This is a genomic window from Mesorhizobium sp. M1027 (assembly GCF_040318745.1).
Classification (GTDB): Bacteria; Pseudomonadota; Alphaproteobacteria; order Rhizobiales; family Rhizobiaceae; genus Mesorhizobium.
Window position 1 is genome coordinate 1 of sequence record NZ_JAMYMW010000019.1, and the last position, 17,258, is coordinate 17,258.

Genomic DNA, 17,258 nt, shown 5'->3' on the forward strand with positions numbered 1-17,258 from the left:
ACTGGCCCATCTGCTTCACTGCCATCGCGATTCCCTCCGAGCTTCGTCTCAGAGAATCACAATCAGCGAATTACGCAACAGGCCCCTTGTGGGAGAAGGTGGATTGGCGCGAAGCGCCAAGACGGATGAGGGGTGCCGGAAGAAATGAGGCGTCGGCGTTCCCTGGAACACCCCTCATCCGACCGAGCTTCGCTCGGCCACCTTCTCCCGCAAGGGGAGAAGGGAAAAGGAGCCCTACTCCTCCGGCTCCGTCGTGAACATCAGCGGATAACCCTTGGCCTTGCCGGCATCGGTTGCCCGCGCCGCCTTGGTCTCGGCGACATCCCTGGTGAAGACGGCGACGACGCAGACGCCGCGCCGGTGCGCAGTGATCATTATCCTATGCGCCTGGTCTTCGCTGAGCTTGAACTCGGCCTTCAGCACAGTCACGACGAACTCGCGCGGCGTGAAATCGTCATTGACCAGGATAACCTTGTAGAGCTTCGGCCGTTCGACTTTCGGCTTCGTGCTGGTACGGGGTTTTGTCGTGATTTCAGGCATTGGACCGGCAATTGAGTACGACGGCTTTGCGGTCATTTTGACATGGGCAAAAGCGGTCGTCCATTCAACCGCGCGCGAGCGGCTTCCCGGCGGACGCAGTTCAAAAATCCGTGCCTATGTGGGAACTGCCGTCTGGCGTTCAACGGGGGGTGTGGGCCGGGACTGCCCGTATTGTCTGCACGCAACAAAAAAGACGACCGCTCCAGGCAAATCGCAACTGGAGCGGTCTTCTCATAGGGTAGAAAGATGTCGCTTGATCAGGCCTTCGGAGCTGCCTTGACCGCGTGCTTCTTGTGCTTCTTGACGGTCTTCTTGGCAGCGACCTTCTTCACGGCCTTGGCCGGCGCAGCGGTCGTCGTTGTCGTCGCAGCCGGGGTGGTGGTCGCGGCATTGGCGCTGCTGGCGCCGAGAACCGGCATCGAGACGGCCAGCGCGATGGCGAGACCGAGGGCGGAGAGGAGAGACTTTTTCATGGCTTCACTTCCTTTTTGTGCAGATCGGATTGAGTGTCACTGAACGGGATCGATCGGTGTCACTCCAAGCAGCTTCAAGGCGTTCGCGAGCATCCGGATTCCCTGTGCCTGTTTCTTGTTGGCGCAGAACCGGTTTCCCTTTCTTTGAAGTGCTTTCGCCGCGGTGACCTGCGTTGCCGCGGCATGGGTTTCGAGGGCTTCGTCAAACTGGCGGTTCAGATCGATGCAACGCTCGCTGCGGGTGGTCGCCACCTTTGCATCGGCCGCCTTTGCATTGGCCACCTTTGCATCGGCCAGTTTTGCATCGGCTTGTTCAACCGCGGCCGTGACGAGCGAAATGGAAAGCAACGCACCCATCAGACTGATCGAGAACCTTTGCATTGGTCTATCCGTATCCCGTAACGCGTGTCGCAGCCGATGACCTGACCGCCACGGCACCACTTATGACCTTGATTTTTTTCGGCAGTTTTTCCGGATTGTAGAATTTTGTTTCTGGATTGTTTCTGGGCAGCCCGGATCGGGCCGCCGATCTTCACTGGCCAACTTATGGCCTGAATTCTATCGTCTGGCTGACGGCCGAAGCACCGCTTGGGCGATCCACAAATGACAGGTTTCCTGTGAAATCCGACCCCCACATACTGATCGTCGACGACGACAAGGGCATTCGCGACCTGCTTCAGGAATTCTTCCAGAGGCGAGGGCTGCATACATCTGTCGCCGCCGACGGCACCGAGATGGAGACCGTCCTGCGCCGCGCCCAGGTCGACCTGATCGTCCTGGACGTCATGCTGCCCGGCAAGAGCGGGCTGGAGCTCTGCCGCGAGTTGCGCGCCAATTATTCGACGCCGATCATCATGCTGACCGCGGTTACCGAGACAACCGACCGCGTGGTTGGGCTGGAGATGGGCGCGGACGACTACGTGCCGAAACCCTTCGATCCGCGCGAGCTGCTCGCACGCATTCGTGCCGTCTTGAGACGCAATGGCGCCGCCGAGCCGCGACGCGCCGCCTCGCGGCAGATCTACCATTTCGCCGGTTGGACGATGGACTGTTCGCGCCGCCGGCTAATGGCGCCCGGCGACGTCAGGATCGAGCTGACGATGGCCGAATTCAATCTCCTGCAGACCTTCGTCAAGAGCGCGCAGCGCGTACTGAGCCGCGAGCAGCTGATCGAGCTGTCCGGCGGCGACAGCGGCTACAGCTTCGACCGCAGCGTCGACATTCTGGTCAGCCGGCTGCGGCGCAAGATGGAGGACGACCCGAAAACGCCGAAGCTGATCCTGACCGTGCGCAGCGGCGGCTACCAGTTCCTGCCTGAGACGACCTCCGAATGAGACGCATCCTGCCGCAAACGCTGCCGGTCTGGGTGCTGCTCATCGTCATCGCCGGCCTGCTGATCAGCCAGATCGCGACCCTTTACATCGTTTCGCGCGACCGTGCGGCCGCCAATGACGTCGTCGATCTCTATCGGCTGAACGACCGCGCCTTCTCGCTGGTGCAGCTGATGCATGATGCCACCCCAGAACAGCGCAAGGCGACGGCCTCCGGGCTGTTCAATGCCACCTATGCGCTCACCGTCTCCGACACGCCCGCCGTCACCTCGTCGATAGCGGGCGACGACGAGCTGGCCGAACTGGAAGACATATTGGTCGGCCGGCTGTCGAAGTTCGGGATCACCGATGCACGGGTCCGCCGCGACCCGGCAACGCACGAAGCGGACGCTCCCGGTGGGACGGTCGCCGGTCCCGATATCGGCCAGGTCGAGCGCGACCTGCTGGTGCTGGCGGCCGATTTCGCCCAGAGCGACAAGCTGACGGCTTCGCTTCGCTTTGCCGACGGCCAGTGGCTGAACTTCACCGAACCGAACACGCCGGCCGGGCCGATACTGAGCTTCGATAGCCTGCCGCTCTATGCCTTAATCGCCGGGCTGGTGGTGGCTTCCTCGATCTGGTCGCTGCGCCGGCTGACGGCGCCCTACAGGATGATGGAGACCGCGGTGAAGCGGATCGGCGAGGACCTGAAGAGCCCGCCGATCGCCGAGAGCGGCAGCCGCGAGGTGCGTACCGCGGCAAAGGCGGTCAATGCCATGCAGGCGAGACTGCGCGCCTACGTCGAGGACCGCGAGCATCTTGCGGCCGCACTGGCGCACGACCTGCGCACGCCGCTGACCAGGATGCGGCTGCGCCTCGAACTGCTGAGGAATTCGTCCGTGCGCGCCGCACTGGCGCACGACCTCGCCGACATCGAAGGCATTGCCAGCTCGGTCATCGACTTCGCCACTTTCGAGGTGACCGAGGAGAAGAGCGAGAGGATCGATTTCTGGTCGCTGGTAGAATCGATCGCCGACGGCTTCGACGAGGTCTCCTTCGAGAATGAAGACGGGCGCTCGCGCGGCTTGATCTGCATGGCGCGGCCGGTCGCGCTGCGGCGCTGCGTCACCAACCTCGTCCAGAACGCGGTGACCTATGGCAAGAGGGCGCATCTCAGCCTGCGTCAATCAGGCAAGACAATCACGCTGGCGATCCATGACGAAGGGCCGGGCATACCGCAAGCCGAGCTCGACGCCGTGTTCGGCTCGTTCGTGCGCCTGGAACAGTCGCGCAACCGTCAGACCGGCGGCCTCGGCCTCGGCCTGACCATCGCCCGCAACATCGCCCGCGGCGCCGGCGGCGAGGTCATCCTGTCCAATCACCCCGATGGCGGCCTGTTGACGGAACTGAGATTGCCGCTGGCGGTTTAGCTTGCGGTATCGGGCTAAGCCGGCGTTCCTTCGCGCCGGCGTTTGGTCTCGGTTCTCGCCAAGGAGAAAAATTATCTTCGCAGCACCGCGCTCAGCACATCCCTGACGCCGATGGCGCCGACGAAGCGCGACTGGTCGTCGAACAGCGCCACCGGTGCGGTCTGCGAGCGATGCATGGCCAGCATCACGGTCTTCAGCGAGGTGCCGGGATTGGCCCAGAACACCTGCGCCGTCTCCTCCGGCTGTGCCTCGACATCGGCGCAGGACACCCATACCGCCGGCTTGCCGTCGCGCTCGGCCGCCGCCACCAGCCCATGCTCGTCGATCTTGAAGCGCGTCGTCTTGCGCCGGTCGAGCCACACCCAGCCGTTCTCGCCATGTTCGAGGTCGCGGCGGTCGCGCATGACGTTCCACGCGGTCAACACCGAGAGCGGGTTCACATTGGCGATGAAGTCGCGGACATAGTCGTTGGCGGGCCGCAACACGATGTCTTCCGGCGCACCGGTCTGCACGATGCGCCCGCCCTCCATGATAGTGATGTGGGTGCCGATCTTCAGCGCCTCCTCGAGGTCGTGGCTGACGAAGATGATGGTCTTCTTCAGCTCGGCCTGAAGCTGCAGCAGCTCGTCCTGCAGCTTGGTCCGGATCAGCGGGTCGAGTGCCGAGAACGGCTCGTCCATCAGCAGGATCGGCGCCTCGGTGGCGAAGGCGCGCGCCAGGCCGACGCGCTGCTGCATGCCGCCGGAAAGCTCATGCGCGTATTTCTTCGACCACTGGTCGAGATGAACCAGCTTCAGCTGTTTGGTCACCCGCTCCTTGCGCTCGGCTTCAGGCACGCCGGCGAGCTCGAGGCCGAGGCCGACATTTTCCTCCACTGTGCGCCACGGCAGCAGGCCGAACTGCTGAAACACCATTGCCACCTGTTTCTGCCGCAACCGCCGAAGCGTCGCCTCGTCGCAGGTCACGACGTCGACCGTGCCGTCGCCGTCCTTGACCAGCACCTGGCCGCGCGAGACCACGTTCAGCCGGTTGACGGCCCTGAGCAGCGTCGATTTGCCGGAGCCGGAAAGCCCCATCAGCACCGAGATCTCGCCCTCGTTCACGGTGAGGCTGGCGCCGGCGCAGCCCAGTACGTTGCCGGTCTGTTCGAGGATCTCGGCGCGGGTGGCGCCGCTGTCGATCAGCGCCAGCGAGCCTGCCTGGTCGGCGCCGAAGACGATGTCGACATTTCTGAAATCGACGGCGACGGTCATTTCTTGCCTCCCACGCCGATGCGCGTCATTCGGTCGAGCACGATGGCAAGCACGACGATGGCCAGCCCTGCCTCAAGCCCTAGGTCGATCCGGCGCGAACCGAGCGCGCGGTTGATCTCGGTGCCGAGGCCGCCGGCGCCGATAAGGGCGGCGAACACCACCATCGACAGCGACAGCATAATCGACTGGGTCAAGCCGGCCATGATGGTCGGCAGCGCCGAAGGCAGCTCGACCTTCCACAGCAGCTGGCGTTTGGTGGCGCCGAACGCCTCGCCCGCCTCGACGATCGATTTCGGCACCGAGGTGACGCCGAGATGGGTGAGCCGAACCGAGGTCGGAATGACGAAGATGATGGTGACGATGAGGCCGGGCGCATTGCCGAGGCCGAACAGGGTCAGCACCGGGATCAGGTAGACGAAGGTCGGTAGCGTCTGCATCAGGTCGAGCACCGGCAGCATGACGCGATACACCTTCGGCTTGTGCGCGGCCCAGATGCCGAGCGGCACGCCGATGGCCATCGACACGGCGGCGGCGGCGACCACCAGCACCAGCGTCTCCACCGTCTGCTTCCACAGGTTCTGGTTGAGGATGAACAGCAATCCAATGAATACCGCCAAAGCCAGGCCTTTCGAGCGCTGCAGGAAATAGGCGAGCAGAGCGATCAGCGCGATCAGCAGAACCGGCGGCAGCAACAGCAGCCCGTCGACGATGCCGTCGAGCAGGAAGTTGAGGGTGTTGGAAAAAGCCCTGAAGATGGTGTCGAAATTGTCGGTGAGAAAGCCGAAAAACGCCTTCCCCCATGCCCCGATGGGAATCTTGTAACTGACCAGGAATTTGGAGATCGGATCCATCTAGCCCCTCTTCTGCCGGCGCCGTCCTTCGCCGCACGGTCATCTTGTCACAGGATATGAAAAAGGGCAGCCATTTCTACCGTGGCTGCCCCTTGTCTCGTCATGCCAGATGGTCGGGTCAGCTTCCGAGCGCCGTTTTCACCCCAGCCGCCGCATCGCCGCCGTCGAAGGTGGTGACGCCGGCGATCCAGGGGGTGATCGCGTCAGGGTGTTTCTTCAGCCAGTCGGTCGCGGCGGTATTGGCGTCGGCGCCCTTCAGGATCGCGTCCATCATCTCGCCTTCCATGTCCAGGTTGAACTTCAGATTGGCGATGAACTTGCCGGCGTTCGGGCATTCGCTCATGTAGCCCTTGCGCACATTGGTATGCACGGTGGCGGCGCCGAAGCCGCTGTCGCCCATCCCCTCGAGATAGGTGATCTTCATGGCGCCCATCACCGGATGCGGCGTCCAGCCGAGGAAGGCGATCCATTCATTGTTCTTCATCGACTGCTCGGCCTGGGTGAGCATGCCGGCCTCGGAAGACTCGACCAGTTCGAAGCCTTCGAGATTGGTCTTCGGATCCTTGATCATATCGAGGATAATGCGGTTGCCGTCATTGCCGGCCTCAATACCATAGATCTTGCCGTCGAACTTGTCCTTGAACTTGCCGAGATCGGTTAGCGTCTTGACACCGGCATCGGCGACATAGGTCGGAACGACGATGCCATAGCCGGCACCGCTGAGATTTTCGCTGACGGTCTCGACCGAGCCTTCGGCGGTATAGTCCTTGATGTCGTTGGTCATCGACGGCATCCAGTTTCCGAGGAACACGTCGAGGTCTTTGTTCTTCAGCGACGCATAGGTCACCGGCACCGAAAGCTGGATCACCTGCGGCTCGTAACCGAGCGCCGTGAGCAGCACCGAGGCGACGCCGGTAGTCGCCTGGATGTCGGTCCAGCCGACATCGGACAGCCGCACCGTCTTGCAGCTTTCCGCATCACCGGCGAAGGCCCCAGTCGTGGATAGAAAAGCCGCCAGGCCGAGACCGGCGACGAATGAACTCATGCGCGACATAGAAATTCTCCCATTTCAGTTCTCGGTGAAGCGAAGTGGCGGTTTTATTTCCACCTTTGTTCCGTCAGCCAAACACCATTCTGCTGCGGTTTCAAGCACTAAGGCAATCACGAACAACGGCGCAGGCTGGCCGATCGGCGACACGCCCGCCGCTTTACGGATGGAAGTCGTCTTTTCCCGGTGGAATGTAGGCGCTCCCCCTCCCCGCTTTGTTGCAACTCGGCTTAAAAGGACGGCATGGCCAAGCTGTACTTCCATTATGCGACGATGAATGCCGGCAAGACGACGATGCTGTTGCAGGCCTCGTACAATTACCGCGAGCGTGGCATGACGACGATGCTGTTCATCGCCGGCCACTACCGCAAGGGCGATACCGGGCTGATCTCGTCGCGTATCGGCTTGGAGACGGAGGCCGAGTTGTTCCGCGACGGCGACGATCTGTTTGCCCGGGTCGCCGAGCATCATGACCACGCCACGGTGCATTGCGTCTTTGTCGACGAGGCGCAGTTCCTCGAAGAGGATCAGGTCTGGCAACTCGCCCGCATCGCCGACCGGCTGAACATTCCGGTCATGTGCTATGGCCTGCGCACCGATTTCCAGGGCAAGCTGTTTTCCGGCTCGCGCGCCCTGCTGGCGATATCAGACGAGCTGCGCGAGGTGCGCACCATCTGCCGTTGCGGCCGCAAGGCGACGATGGTGGTACGCCTAGGGGCCGACGGCAAGGTGGCGAAACAGGGTGAACAGGTGGCGATCGGCAAGGACGTCTATGTCTCACTCTGCCGCCGCCATTGGGAAGAGGAAACGGGCCGCGCCATGCCCGACGATTTCATCGGCTTCATCAAAACCTGACCAGCGCGTTGCGTCCATCCGTCCGCCCAGCCGACATTCGTTCCGCGATCGCGTCATCGTGCGGCGCTTGTTAAGGCTTGCTTCCTATTTTCAAAACCTCTCAGCCAGAGCCGTCGGGGAGTTCCCATGCTTCGAGCCATTTCGTCTGCAACTGCTTTCCTCATCGTCGGAGCTCTTGCCGCGCATGCCGACGGCGATGCCGCTCTCGGCAAGAAGGTCTTCAACAGATGCATGGCCTGTCACGAGGCAACGAGCGAACGCGACAAGGTCGGCCCGCATCTGCTGGGTGTCGTCGGACGCACCGCCGGCACCGCGGACAGTTATCTCAGCCGCTACTCGCAGGGGATGAAGGACGCCGGCGCCGCCGGCCTGGTCTGGGACGAAATAAGCCTTGCCGAATACCTGCGCGCGCCGCGGCAGAAGGTCCCCGGCAATAAAATGGCCTTCTCCGGCCTGACCAGCGACGAGGACATCGCCAATGTCATCGCCTACCTCAAGGCTGATCCCAAGCCCTGAGCGTGACCCCAGTTGCCTCGTTTCCTGGTGTCGCCCGTCTTCCGTCTTTCATTCGCCAAACCCGGTACATATAGTCACGGCGGTTCGCGACACGAAAACCGATGCCGAAGCGGGAGGCCCCAATGGCGACATTGCAGAATTTCGATGCCGAGATTGCCAAGACCAAGCAGGTCGTAGAGGACATGCGCACCAAGATCGAGCAGTCCGGTAGCGTGCTCGACACGCTCGCCACCGCCGACAAGAAGATCGGCGACGCCAATTTCGACATCGAGAATGCCCGCATCGAGGACGTGCTGAAGCAGCAGAAGGTGATGGAAGGCAATATCGCCGACCTGATCATCGGCCTGGAGGACGCCACCAACGTCTTCGGCGCCGAATTCGAGAGCATGAAGAACTACACCGGCTGGGAGAATTTCGTCGGCGTCTTCTCCAGCCAGCGCAAACAGCGCATGCGCACCGACCGCGTCCGCAACATGTCGCTGGCCGGCAATTTGCAGGAGCTGTTGGCGAAATCCGACACCATCGTCGGCATCCTCAAGGCGCAGAAGCAGGTTCTCGACACGCGCTACAAGACCTCCGAGGCCAGCCTGTCGCAGGTGATCGAGCGCCGCAAGACAACCATGTCCAATCTCGAGACCGTGCAGAAGCGCATCGAGGAACTCAACCCGATGCTGCTCGACATCGAGAACAAGATCGCCGCCTCGACCAGCCAGAAGGAGCGCACGCAGCTTGAAGGCGAACGCTCGAAACTGGCCACGGAATACAACGAAAAGCAGGCCAAGGAGCAGGAATTGCTGGCCGAGAGCCAGACGCTGGAGCGCTACACCTCGATGTTCCAGACCTTCGTCGATTCGCTCAACAATCAGATCGCGGCGCAATCGACGCTGATCAACAAGCTGACCATCGATACCGAGCAGCGCATCGTGCTGTACAAGGCCCTGGAAGATTCGCTGAAGACCGCCGCCCAGCAGGATGTCGCCCATAAGATCAACACGCTGGGCAGCCAGGTCGACAACACCGCCGAGGAGACCATGGCCGGCATTGGTGCCGCCTCGCAAAAGCACATCGGCGATCTGCTTGAAATGCACGAGAAGAACATGGTCGCCACCGCCGACATCCAGCGCCGCAAGAAGCTCGCCGACGACGCCTTCGCCCGCCGCTTCGACGATGTGATGAAGAAGCACAATTCGGCAAATTACGTGCAGTCGTAATTGCTGCACGTGCACTGCTCCCAAGGGCTGGCAGCATGACCCCCGAAAACGAAGCCGCGGCGCGCTATTTCTCGGCGATCGCGGCTGCACTTGGCGGCCTCGAAGTGTTCATGCGCGACGATCGCTCGCCGCTCTATCGGCACGGCATCGTCGCCAAGGTCGTCGCCGAATATATTGCGCGGCTCGAAAAGTCGTTCTCGTGCTGGCGCAACCGGCTGGGTTTCACCGAGACGTTCCGCATCTCGCGCGCCGAAAGCGGTTTTCCGGTTTTCCAGAACCTGCTCGAACTGGAAAACGACCGCCTCCAGGCCGACAGCCGTCTCGCCGTCATCCCTTCGGCCAGCGAGCTGCGCGAGGAAATGGCCGACTTCATTCTGCGCCACAAGGAATTTCCCGAAGCGTTGCAGAAGTCGATGGCCGAGCGGCTTTACCTCGAAGACGTCAAGAGCGGGACCACCTTCGGCCCGTTCACGCTCGCCCAGACGGCCAAGGTTTCGGTCAACCCGAAGACGCTGCGGCCCTATTATCTGGTCCACTGGGCCTGCTTCGACGGCAGCGCCAACCTGCCGCTGGTCTACATGGCGACGGTCGAGGATTCCTCCGACGACATGATCCGGCAGCTGGTCGATAGCAGCGGCAAGCTTAATGAGAGGGTCGACATTCCGCTGCCGGTCGACGGCTTGCTCAATCCCGAACTCGCCCACCGTTTCGACGATTTCACCGAGAAGAATTCCGCCTACACGCTGTCGCCGGCGACGATCGCGGTCAACCTCGACAAGGATTTCGAGACGCTGCATCCCAAGCAGCTGCGCCGCGTCGTGCTCGGCCCGTTCTATTCTGCCGGCATTACCGACAACAATTCGACGGTGAACGAAGTGCTGGCCAAAGTGCGCAAGCCGGAAAACGCCTGGCTGCTGACCTGGACTATCCAGGAGGTCTTTTCCAAGGCCGAGAAGCCCGGCCGCAAGGGGCTGTTTTCGAGCGAGAAGACGACGCAGGAATTCTTCATCAACACCGACGATCTCGAGGCCGCACGCCAGGGCGTGTCGAGCTACGAGAACCACGCGCTGATTCCGCATGAGGCCTATCAGTCGCTTTACGCCGCCGGCGAGGCGCAGAAGATCTTTTCGGGCTACAAGGTCCATATCCTGTCCAAAGGGCAGGTCATCAGCGACGTCTGACCATCAAATCGCGGAGTATCCTCCATGGACACCGGTCTGACCACCATCCCGGAAGCGGCAATCGAAAAGCACCGCGCCACTGCGCAAAGTTTCATCACCCGCATCGTCGTGCTGGAGGACCCATCGCGCGAATCCGGTACCGCGCTTGCCGGCACCAACCGCCGCTTCGTCTCGACCGTTTCGGTGGGCTCGGTTCGCCGCACGCGCGAGGTCGAGCTCGCCAAAACCGTCGCTGCCGTCCATCCCGACGACCAGCTGCTGACCATCCCGCAGCACATGCTGCTGTTTCGCGCCCGGCGTGGGCTGGCCATTGCGTTGGCAATATCCGATGTCTTCGCCGAAGGCTCTGACCTCGAAAGCCTGCAGGCGAAAAACGCCCGCGCGCCGCTCGAAGGCGACGAGGCCGCCACATTCAAAAAGCTGCTGTCGGCTTCGGCCTATATTTCCGCCTTCAGCTTCGCCTCCTATCTGTTCCAGCTGATCGATAGCGACGGCGAGGCGCCGAACGACACGCCCGAGCCGGACCTTCTGTTCGACACGCCCCAGGACGCGGTGAAATCGATCGTGGCCGGCCTCGACAGGGCGATATCCGGCGCGAAGGACGACGCCGACCTGATGACCCGGGCGCGCGCCTTTGCCCGCATTGCCATCGATGGGCTTTTGGCGCGAAAAGGCCGCTTCGACGGCATCGGCCCGTTCGAGAACGCGCATATCCGCATCGACGTCGACGATTTCACGCTCGATGGTTTCGACGTCGCGCCGGGCAAGCGGGCAAAACCGTTGGTCATGACCTTCAAGAAGCCGGAGGAGGTCGTCGGCAACCACATCGCCAAATACCAGTCGGTCAAGCTCGCCAAGATGCTGATGGCCTACGACTTCGAGCGCGAGTTGAACCCGTTTGTCGAGCTCGGCGGCTTCCTGTTCACCTTCATCGGGGACGGCGCGCCCGGCACCGGCAAGACGACGCTGATCCAGATGATCGCCGGTCTCGTCAACGGCTACTGCCAGGTCGCCGGCTATCCCTTTGCTTACGAGAATTTCGGCGTCGACCAGATCTCGTCCTACCAGGGCAAGTCGGGCCAGAACTGCCGCCAGTTCATCAACAATGTGCTGAACCCGCGCGTCATCGGCTTCGGCACAATCGACGATATCGACCAGGTCGCCGCACGCCGCTCAGACGACCGTGCCTCTGCCGGCCAGCAGGAAATCACCGGTGTGCTTATGGACGCGTTCGGGGGTGCCGGCACCGTGGTGCGCGGCAATTGCTCGTTCGGCATGTTTTCCAACTATCCCGAGAACGTCGACGACGCATTGCGCCAGCGCGCCGGCGCGCGCTGGCTGGTCGATGGCCCGCAGAGCCGCGACGACTACATCGACATTTTCGTTCTGCTCGCCGGCAAGAACCACAAGATCCCGCTCGGCGATCACAAGCTCTATGCGGCGCAAGAGATCCAGCGCGCGGTGATGGAAGCCTATGAGGAGCATGAAAAGCCGCACGAAGACGGGCTGATGAAGGTCTACGAGCGCTATATGAAGGAGAACGGCGCACCGAAGACGATGGCCGACATCGGGACTTATCTGCACATGATCAAGGATGCCGAACCGCGCTTTACCGGCCGCGCCATCAAGAACGTCACCGACGCGATCAAGATGCGCGCCATGGACATCGAATTGCCCGACGAGTGGTTCGAAAAGCCGGAAGCCTTCATGCACAAGAGTTACGACGACAAGAAAGCCATGATCGAGGAACTGCGCGGGCCATTCTCGATGGACATGGTCATGCAGGAGATCAATCGCTATGCGGATTCCGAATTCCGTTATTCCGACAAGTCCGACGATGCCGCGGTGAGCAAGATGATCCGCGATACTCGGCTGCGGGAGCGTGCCGTCCGCGAGATCGAGGAGATGAAGAAGAAGGGGCTGTCGAATGCGTGAGATGCGCCGACGCCCCCTTCTCCCCTTGTGGGAGAAGGTGTCGCCGAAGGCGACGGATGAGGGGTATTCGTCAAGCTGGAACACGCCTCATCCGACCGAGCTTCGCTCGGCCACCTTCTCCCACAAGGGAAGAAGGAGCGTTCGCGCTCCTCATCCGCCGTTCGGACACCTTCTCCCCGTGAACGGGAAGAAGAAAGCATGAGTCCCGCCAAGAAGCCCGATCTGTTGCGCGACAACGAGCTGATCTACGGCCGGCTGCTGACGATCGACGAGCCGCATCTCATCCAGCGCTATAACAAGGCGATGATCGCGTTCGGCTTGAAGCCGACCAAGTTGAAAAGCTTCGAGATCGATCGCACCGGCTTCTCGCCGCAGGTCGCCGAGGAATGCGGCGACTACAGCTACCTCGATCCGAACGAGGTCAACCGCCGCTTCATCATCCTGACGCCGTCGCAGATCGACCTGCCGGTGGTGCACACGGCATTCTCCAACACCTCGCTGCTGATGTACGAATTCATGTCGAAGAACCAGCGCGCCATCGATGCGCTGACGATCAAGGACGTCATCTACGGCGAGATCGAGGATTCGGTCCCCAAGGTCGACGACATCGAGGACCTGCTGTCGATCAACCAGGTCGAATTCAAGGTGCTCTCGGCCGAGGATGTGCTCGGTAAGGCCGCCGAACTCGGCAAGCTGGTCGACCGGCTGAAGCAGGAGCCGGATGCCTGGCGCGACAACGCCATGCTGGCCCACATGGTCGAGCTGGCGAAGATCTGCGGCGACATCCGCGAGAATGCGCTGGTGCCGGACCAGGTGATCTTCCGTCACAATGCCTATTGGACCAGCCATTTCGGCGGGCTCTATGTGTTCGTCGATCCCGACGTGACGACGGTGATCAGCAACCCGGCAGCGCCCGGTTTCCGCCGCTCGCGGCCGTGGCAGGTGAGTTACCTTTCGATCCACGATGCCGACAAGGTGTTCAAGTTCCTCGCCTCGACCGGCCGCATCGAGCTGCCGCGCGCCTCATGGATCGAAACCTCCGGCTATCTCGAGCATCGCGCCGAAATGGTGGTGCGCGCACTGATCCGCGACGCCGAGCCCGACCGCAATCTGACCGATGTCGACAAGGTCTGGCTGCAGACCTGGATCCACGGCCATGCCGATCTGATCACCAGGGACGGCAATTTTCCCTTCCTCAACGCCGCCAAGCGCGAGATCGCCCAGCTCGGCCATCTCAAGATCGAGGATGTGTTCCCGCAGCAGCGCTTCCTGGTCATCCGCGCCAAGCCGGACCATCCCGACGCCTGGCTGACCAACCAGCTGATCTCGGACTTCGTGCCGCAGGACTTCGTCTCGCGTTACGTCTTCAACAAGCCGGGCTTCTACAGGGATTATGACGGCTTCAGCGACGCCTGGCGATCGCATGTTGTGGACGTTCTGAAAACCACATATTTGAAGGACAAGGTGGCGTTTCGCACACGCCTCTACGGCTTGACTGACTGAGGGGGTGACATCGCCATGCTTGATCCGATCGTGAATTTCTTCACCCGGATTTTCCAGTGGATTGGCCGCGGCATCGGCCTGCTCATCGGCGCGATTCTGTGGCCGTTCCTGTGGGCGGGGCGCTGGTACACGCAACGCGGCTGGATCCTGAAGGCGGTGCTCGGCCTGGCTGTGCTCGTGCTGATCGGCCTCTATGTCAATTTCTTCTATGCCACGCAGTGGTGGAACAATTTCGACCCGAATTACGTCGACAAATACACTTTCGAAAAACGCAACAGCTCCGCCGGTGAACAGGTTTCCGCCGGCGCCGGCACCGACACGGCCAAGACCTGCGGAAATTCAGCCATTGCCCAGGTTGCTGCCGACCTGACCGACTTCAACGTCAACCAGAATGCCTGGGTGTCGTCGATGATCCTCTACAAGCTCGGCCTGTTCGGCATCGACTGGGACCACACGCCGTTCATGGACAACAAGGCTTCGTTCCAGCGCGGCATCAACCAGGCGGTGCGGCGTACGGCGACCGAGCTTGCCGATAATCTCGGCCGCGTCCGCACCACCTCGCAGATCGACGCCGACCTGCAGGACGCCCGCGGCAATCTGCAGTTCGATGAGGAAACCTGGTATTTCGGCCTGAACCCGTTCGGCCCCAAGACGCCAACGCCGAGCTACTATCGCGACGCGGTGCGCAAGCTGCGCTCCTTCAACGCCCGCCTCGCAGCCTGCCAGGCGACGTTCGATGCCCGCGCCGACAATCTCAAGCAGTATATCGACCGCATCTCGTCCGATATCGGTTCGACCTCGGCGATCCTCAAGGAGCGTGCCGAAAACCACAATAATGGCTGGTTCGACACGCGCGCCGACGACCGCTTCTGGTTCGCCTATGGCCAGCTCTATGCCTATTACGGGCTGATGAAGGGCGCACAGGCCGACTTCGAGGACGTCATCAAGGAAAAGCACCTGCAGAACCTGTGGGATACGATGGACGCGCAATTCGTCTCGGCGCTGCGCATCCAGCCCTTCATCATCGCCAATGGCCGCGAGGACGGCTGGCTGTTGCCGACACATCTGACGACGATGGGTTTTTACATACTCAGGGTGCGCTCGAACATGGTCGAGATCAGCAACGTGCTGACGCAGTAGCGGATCGTCCCGCACAGCCGGCGCTGGTGAATTTGCGCCGTTGCTTCTGTCGCTTTTCGCGTATTAGGCGGCTGTTTTGAGACGGCGGAACCGCCCCTGCTCTGGCTTCTATACGGCGCTGCAACCGGCGCAAAAAGAACCTGTAGCAGAGCGGCCGGCGGCAGAGGTATTTTCTTCGCAGGAAACATAGTTGCATGAAAGTTGACGCCGCGGCAGCGACAGGGGTAGAACATGCTCGCGCCTGCAATGCCGGGCTGTTCTTGCGACCACACTAGTCAAATCCGTCCAATCCAGAGGGAAGCCGTCATGGCCGAAGTGAAGTCCGACATCGAGATCGCGCGCGGCGCCAGGAAGAAGCAGATCCAGGAGATCGGCCAGAAGATCGGCATTCCGAGCGAACATCTTCTGCCCTACGGCCACGACAAGGCGAAGATCTCGGCCGAGTTCATCAAATCGGTGAAGGGCAACAAGGACGGCAAGCTGATCCTCGTCACCGCCATCAACCCGACACCGGCCGGCGAAGGCAAGACGACGACGACGGTGGGCTTGGGCGATGGCCTCAACCGCCTCGGCAAGAAGGCCATCGTGTGCATCCGCGAGGCTTCGCTCGGACCGAATTTCGGCGTCAAGGGCGGTGCCGCCGGCGGCGGCTACGCGCAGGTCGTGCCGATGGAGGACATGAACCTCCACTTCACCGGCGATTTCCATGCCATCACCACTGCCCATAACTTGCTGTCGGCGCTGATCGACAACCACATCTATTGGGGCAACGAGCTCGGCATCGACACCCGCCGTGTCGTCTGGCGCCGCGTCATGGACATGAACGACCGGTCGCTGCGCGAGATCATCTGTTCGCTCGGCGGCGTCGCCAACGGTTTCCCCCGCGAGGCCGGTTTCGACATCACAGTCGCCTCGGAAGTTATGGCCATCCTGTGCCTGTCGACCGACCTGAAGGACCTGGAAAAGCGCCTCGGCGACATCATCGTCGCCTATCGTCGCGACAAGTCGGCCGTCTATGCCCGCGACCTCAAGGCCGACGGTGCAATGGCCGTACTCCTGAAGGACGCCATGCAGCCCAATCTCGTGCAGACGCTGGAGAACAACCCGGCTTTCGTCCATGGCGGCCCCTTCGCCAACATCGCGCATGGCTGCAACTCCGTGGTTGCCACCACGACGGCGCTGAAGCTAGCCGATTACGTCGTCACCGAAGCCGGTTTCGGCGCCGATCTCGGTGCCGAAAAGTTCTTCGACATCAAATGCCGCAAGGCCGGCCTGAGGCCGGCAGCGGCGGTCATCGTCGCCACGGTTCGCGCCATGAAGATGAATGGCGGCGTCAAGAAGGAGGACCTCGGCAAGGAGAACGTCGAGGCGGTCAGGAAGGGATGTGCGAATCTCGGCCGCCACATCGAGAACATCCGCCAGTTCGGTGTGCCGGCTGTGGTCGCCATCAACCATTTCTACTCCGACACAGAGGCCGAGATCCAGGCGATGAAGGACTACGTCGCCTCGATGGGCGAAGAGGCGATCCTGTGCAAGCACTGGGCCCAGGGATCGGCCGGCATCGAGGAACTGGCGAAAAAGGTCGTGGCATTGGCCGAATCCGGCGCGTCGCAATTTGCCCCGCTCTATCCCGACGCCATGCCGCTGTTCGAGAAGATCAACACCATCGTCCAGCGCATCTATCGCGGTTCCGAAGCGATCGCCGACAAGTCGGTGCGCGATCAGCTCCATGCCTGGGAGCACGCCGGCTACGGCCACCTGCCGGTCTGCATGGCCAAGACGCAATATTCCTTCTCGACCGATCCGAATCTGCGCGGCGCGCCGACCGGCCACACCGTACCGGTGCGCGAGGTCAGGCTGTCTGCCGGCGCCGGCTTCGTCGTCATCATCTGCGGCGAGGTCATGACCATGCCCGGTCTGCCCAAAGCGCCATCCTCGGAAAAGATCTTCCTGAACGAAATCGGCCAGATCGAAGGCCTGTTTTAGGGATAATCAGTGCTCGTACGGCAACG

General features: G+C 61.8%; 17 protein-coding genes. 10 read left to right on the forward strand and 7 right to left on the reverse strand.

What is annotated here, in order from left to right:
* Positions 1-234: 234 nt before the first annotated feature.
* From clpS to NKH50_RS27580, 3 genes are all read right to left on the reverse strand, one after another.
* Positions 235-540 carry an ATP-dependent Clp protease adapter ClpS gene (clpS, locus tag NKH50_RS27570; protein ID WP_023679498.1) on the reverse strand — a complete coding sequence of 102 codons (306 nt, stop codon included), beginning with the start codon at positions 538-540 and terminating at the stop codon, positions 235-237.
* A 257-nt stretch (positions 541-797) separates the two neighbouring features.
* Complete coding sequence (locus NKH50_RS27575) at positions 798-1,013, reverse strand: hypothetical protein (protein ID WP_352450529.1); 216 nt, start codon at positions 1,011-1,013, stop codon at positions 798-800.
* 36 nt (positions 1,014-1,049) lie between these two features.
* Positions 1,050-1,394, reverse strand: a complete 345-nt coding sequence (locus NKH50_RS27580) for a hypothetical protein (RefSeq protein WP_292665026.1) — start codon at positions 1,392-1,394, stop codon at positions 1,050-1,052.
* A gap of 236 nt (positions 1,395-1,630) precedes the next feature.
* Between NKH50_RS27580 and NKH50_RS27585 the strand changes: the two genes are divergently transcribed.
* Both NKH50_RS27585 and NKH50_RS27590 read left to right on the forward strand, forming a co-directional pair.
* Positions 1,631-2,347 (forward strand): response regulator, encoded by a 717-nt coding sequence (locus tag NKH50_RS27585; RefSeq protein ID WP_352509808.1) that lies wholly within the window; start codon positions 1,631-1,633, stop codon positions 2,345-2,347.
* Positions 2,344-3,753 (forward strand): ATP-binding protein, encoded by a 1,410-nt coding sequence (locus NKH50_RS27590; protein ID WP_352509806.1) that lies wholly within the window; start codon positions 2,344-2,346, stop codon positions 3,751-3,753. Before NKH50_RS27585 ends, NKH50_RS27590 begins: the two co-directional genes overlap by 4 nt.
* Before the next feature lie 71 nt (positions 3,754-3,824).
* Here NKH50_RS27590 and choV read toward each other — a convergent pair whose 3' ends face one another.
* From choV to NKH50_RS27610, 4 genes are all read right to left on the reverse strand, one after another.
* Entirely contained in the window at positions 3,825-5,006 is a 1,182-nt protein-coding gene (gene choV, locus NKH50_RS27595; RefSeq protein WP_352646623.1) for a choline ABC transporter ATP-binding protein, read from the reverse strand.
* Entirely contained in the window at positions 5,003-5,857 is an 855-nt protein-coding gene (gene choW / locus NKH50_RS27600) for a choline ABC transporter permease subunit (protein WP_352646625.1), read from the reverse strand. The genes choV and choW overlap by 4 nt, the downstream gene beginning before the upstream one ends.
* A gap of 118 nt (positions 5,858-5,975) precedes the next feature.
* Positions 5,976-6,911 carry a choline ABC transporter substrate-binding protein gene (locus NKH50_RS27605; RefSeq protein ID WP_352646626.1) on the reverse strand — a complete coding sequence of 312 codons (936 nt, stop codon included), beginning with the start codon at positions 6,909-6,911 and terminating at the stop codon, positions 5,976-5,978.
* Positions 6,912-6,926: 15 nt separating this feature from the next.
* Entirely contained in the window at positions 6,927-7,169 is a 243-nt protein-coding gene (locus tag NKH50_RS27610) for a hypothetical protein (protein ID WP_352882300.1), read from the reverse strand.
* On the opposite strand from NKH50_RS27610, the gene NKH50_RS27615 reads away from it, so the two are divergent.
* The 8 genes from NKH50_RS27615 to NKH50_RS27650 all read left to right on the forward strand — a co-directional run bounded on the left by NKH50_RS27615 (position 7,149) and on the right by NKH50_RS27650 (position 17,232).
* Positions 7,149-7,760 (forward strand): thymidine kinase, encoded by a 612-nt coding sequence (locus tag NKH50_RS27615; RefSeq protein WP_352882302.1) that lies wholly within the window; start codon positions 7,149-7,151, stop codon positions 7,758-7,760. The two genes, NKH50_RS27610 and NKH50_RS27615, sit on opposite strands and share 21 nt — an antisense overlap.
* Before the next feature lie 126 nt (positions 7,761-7,886).
* Positions 7,887-8,276, forward strand: a complete 390-nt coding sequence (locus NKH50_RS27620; protein ID WP_352702956.1) for a c-type cytochrome — start codon at positions 7,887-7,889, stop codon at positions 8,274-8,276.
* Between the two features lie 122 nt (positions 8,277-8,398).
* Complete coding sequence (locus NKH50_RS27625) at positions 8,399-9,487, forward strand: hypothetical protein (protein ID WP_352478015.1); 1,089 nt, start codon at positions 8,399-8,401, stop codon at positions 9,485-9,487.
* Positions 9,488-9,522: 35 nt separating this feature from the next.
* Positions 9,523-10,668, forward strand: a complete 1,146-nt coding sequence (locus tag NKH50_RS27630; protein WP_352509802.1) for a hypothetical protein — start codon at positions 9,523-9,525, stop codon at positions 10,666-10,668.
* A 24-nt stretch (positions 10,669-10,692) separates the two neighbouring features.
* Positions 10,693-12,603, forward strand: coding sequence for an AAA family ATPase (locus tag NKH50_RS27635; RefSeq protein ID WP_352882305.1), 1,911 nt, complete (start codon positions 10,693-10,695; stop codon positions 12,601-12,603).
* A 198-nt stretch (positions 12,604-12,801) separates the two neighbouring features.
* On the forward strand, positions 12,802-14,106 hold the full coding sequence (locus NKH50_RS27640; RefSeq protein ID WP_352882308.1) for a DUF6638 family protein: 1,305 nt from the start codon (positions 12,802-12,804) through the stop codon (positions 14,104-14,106).
* Positions 14,107-14,121: 15 nt separating this feature from the next.
* A complete protein-coding gene (locus tag NKH50_RS27645; RefSeq protein ID WP_023679513.1) occupies positions 14,122-15,246 on the forward strand; it encodes a DUF2333 family protein in 1,125 nt (374 codons plus the stop codon).
* Positions 15,247-15,552: 306 nt separating this feature from the next.
* Positions 15,553-17,232, forward strand: a complete 1,680-nt coding sequence (locus tag NKH50_RS27650; protein WP_352882311.1) for a formate--tetrahydrofolate ligase — start codon at positions 15,553-15,555, stop codon at positions 17,230-17,232.
* Positions 17,233-17,258: the final 26 nt, after the last annotated feature.

Coding starts and splice junctions, on each gene's coding strand:
- clpS (WP_023679498.1), bottom strand. CDS start 540: ATGCCTGAAATCACGACAAAACCCCGTACCAGCACGAAGCCGAAAGTC.
- NKH50_RS27575 (WP_352450529.1), bottom strand. CDS start 1,013: ATGAAAAAGTCTCTCCTCTCCGCCCTCGGTCTCGCCATCGCGCTGGCC.
- NKH50_RS27580 (WP_292665026.1), bottom strand. CDS start 1,394: ATGCAAAGGTTCTCGATCAGTCTGATGGGTGCGTTGCTTTCCATTTCG.
- NKH50_RS27590 (WP_352509806.1), top strand. CDS start 2,344: ATGAGACGCATCCTGCCGCAAACGCTGCCGGTCTGGGTGCTGCTCATC.
- choV (WP_352646623.1), bottom strand. CDS start 5,006: ATGACCGTCGCCGTCGATTTCAGAAATGTCGACATCGTCTTCGGCGCC.
- choW (WP_352646625.1), bottom strand. CDS start 5,857: ATGGATCCGATCTCCAAATTCCTGGTCAGTTACAAGATTCCCATCGGG.
- NKH50_RS27605 (WP_352646626.1), bottom strand. CDS start 6,911: ATGTCGCGCATGAGTTCATTCGTCGCCGGTCTCGGCCTGGCGGCTTTT.
- NKH50_RS27615 (WP_352882302.1), top strand. CDS start 7,149: ATGGCCAAGCTGTACTTCCATTATGCGACGATGAATGCCGGCAAGACG.
- NKH50_RS27610 (WP_352882300.1), bottom strand. CDS start 7,169: ATGGAAGTACAGCTTGGCCATGCCGTCCTTTTAAGCCGAGTTGCAACA.
- NKH50_RS27620 (WP_352702956.1), top strand. CDS start 7,887: ATGCTTCGAGCCATTTCGTCTGCAACTGCTTTCCTCATCGTCGGAGCT.
- NKH50_RS27625 (WP_352478015.1), top strand. CDS start 8,399: ATGGCGACATTGCAGAATTTCGATGCCGAGATTGCCAAGACCAAGCAG.
- NKH50_RS27630 (WP_352509802.1), top strand. CDS start 9,523: ATGACCCCCGAAAACGAAGCCGCGGCGCGCTATTTCTCGGCGATCGCG.
- NKH50_RS27635 (WP_352882305.1), top strand. CDS start 10,693: ATGGACACCGGTCTGACCACCATCCCGGAAGCGGCAATCGAAAAGCAC.
- NKH50_RS27640 (WP_352882308.1), top strand. CDS start 12,802: ATGAGTCCCGCCAAGAAGCCCGATCTGTTGCGCGACAACGAGCTGATC.
- NKH50_RS27645 (WP_023679513.1), top strand. CDS start 14,122: ATGCTTGATCCGATCGTGAATTTCTTCACCCGGATTTTCCAGTGGATT.
- NKH50_RS27650 (WP_352882311.1), top strand. CDS start 15,553: ATGGCCGAAGTGAAGTCCGACATCGAGATCGCGCGCGGCGCCAGGAAG.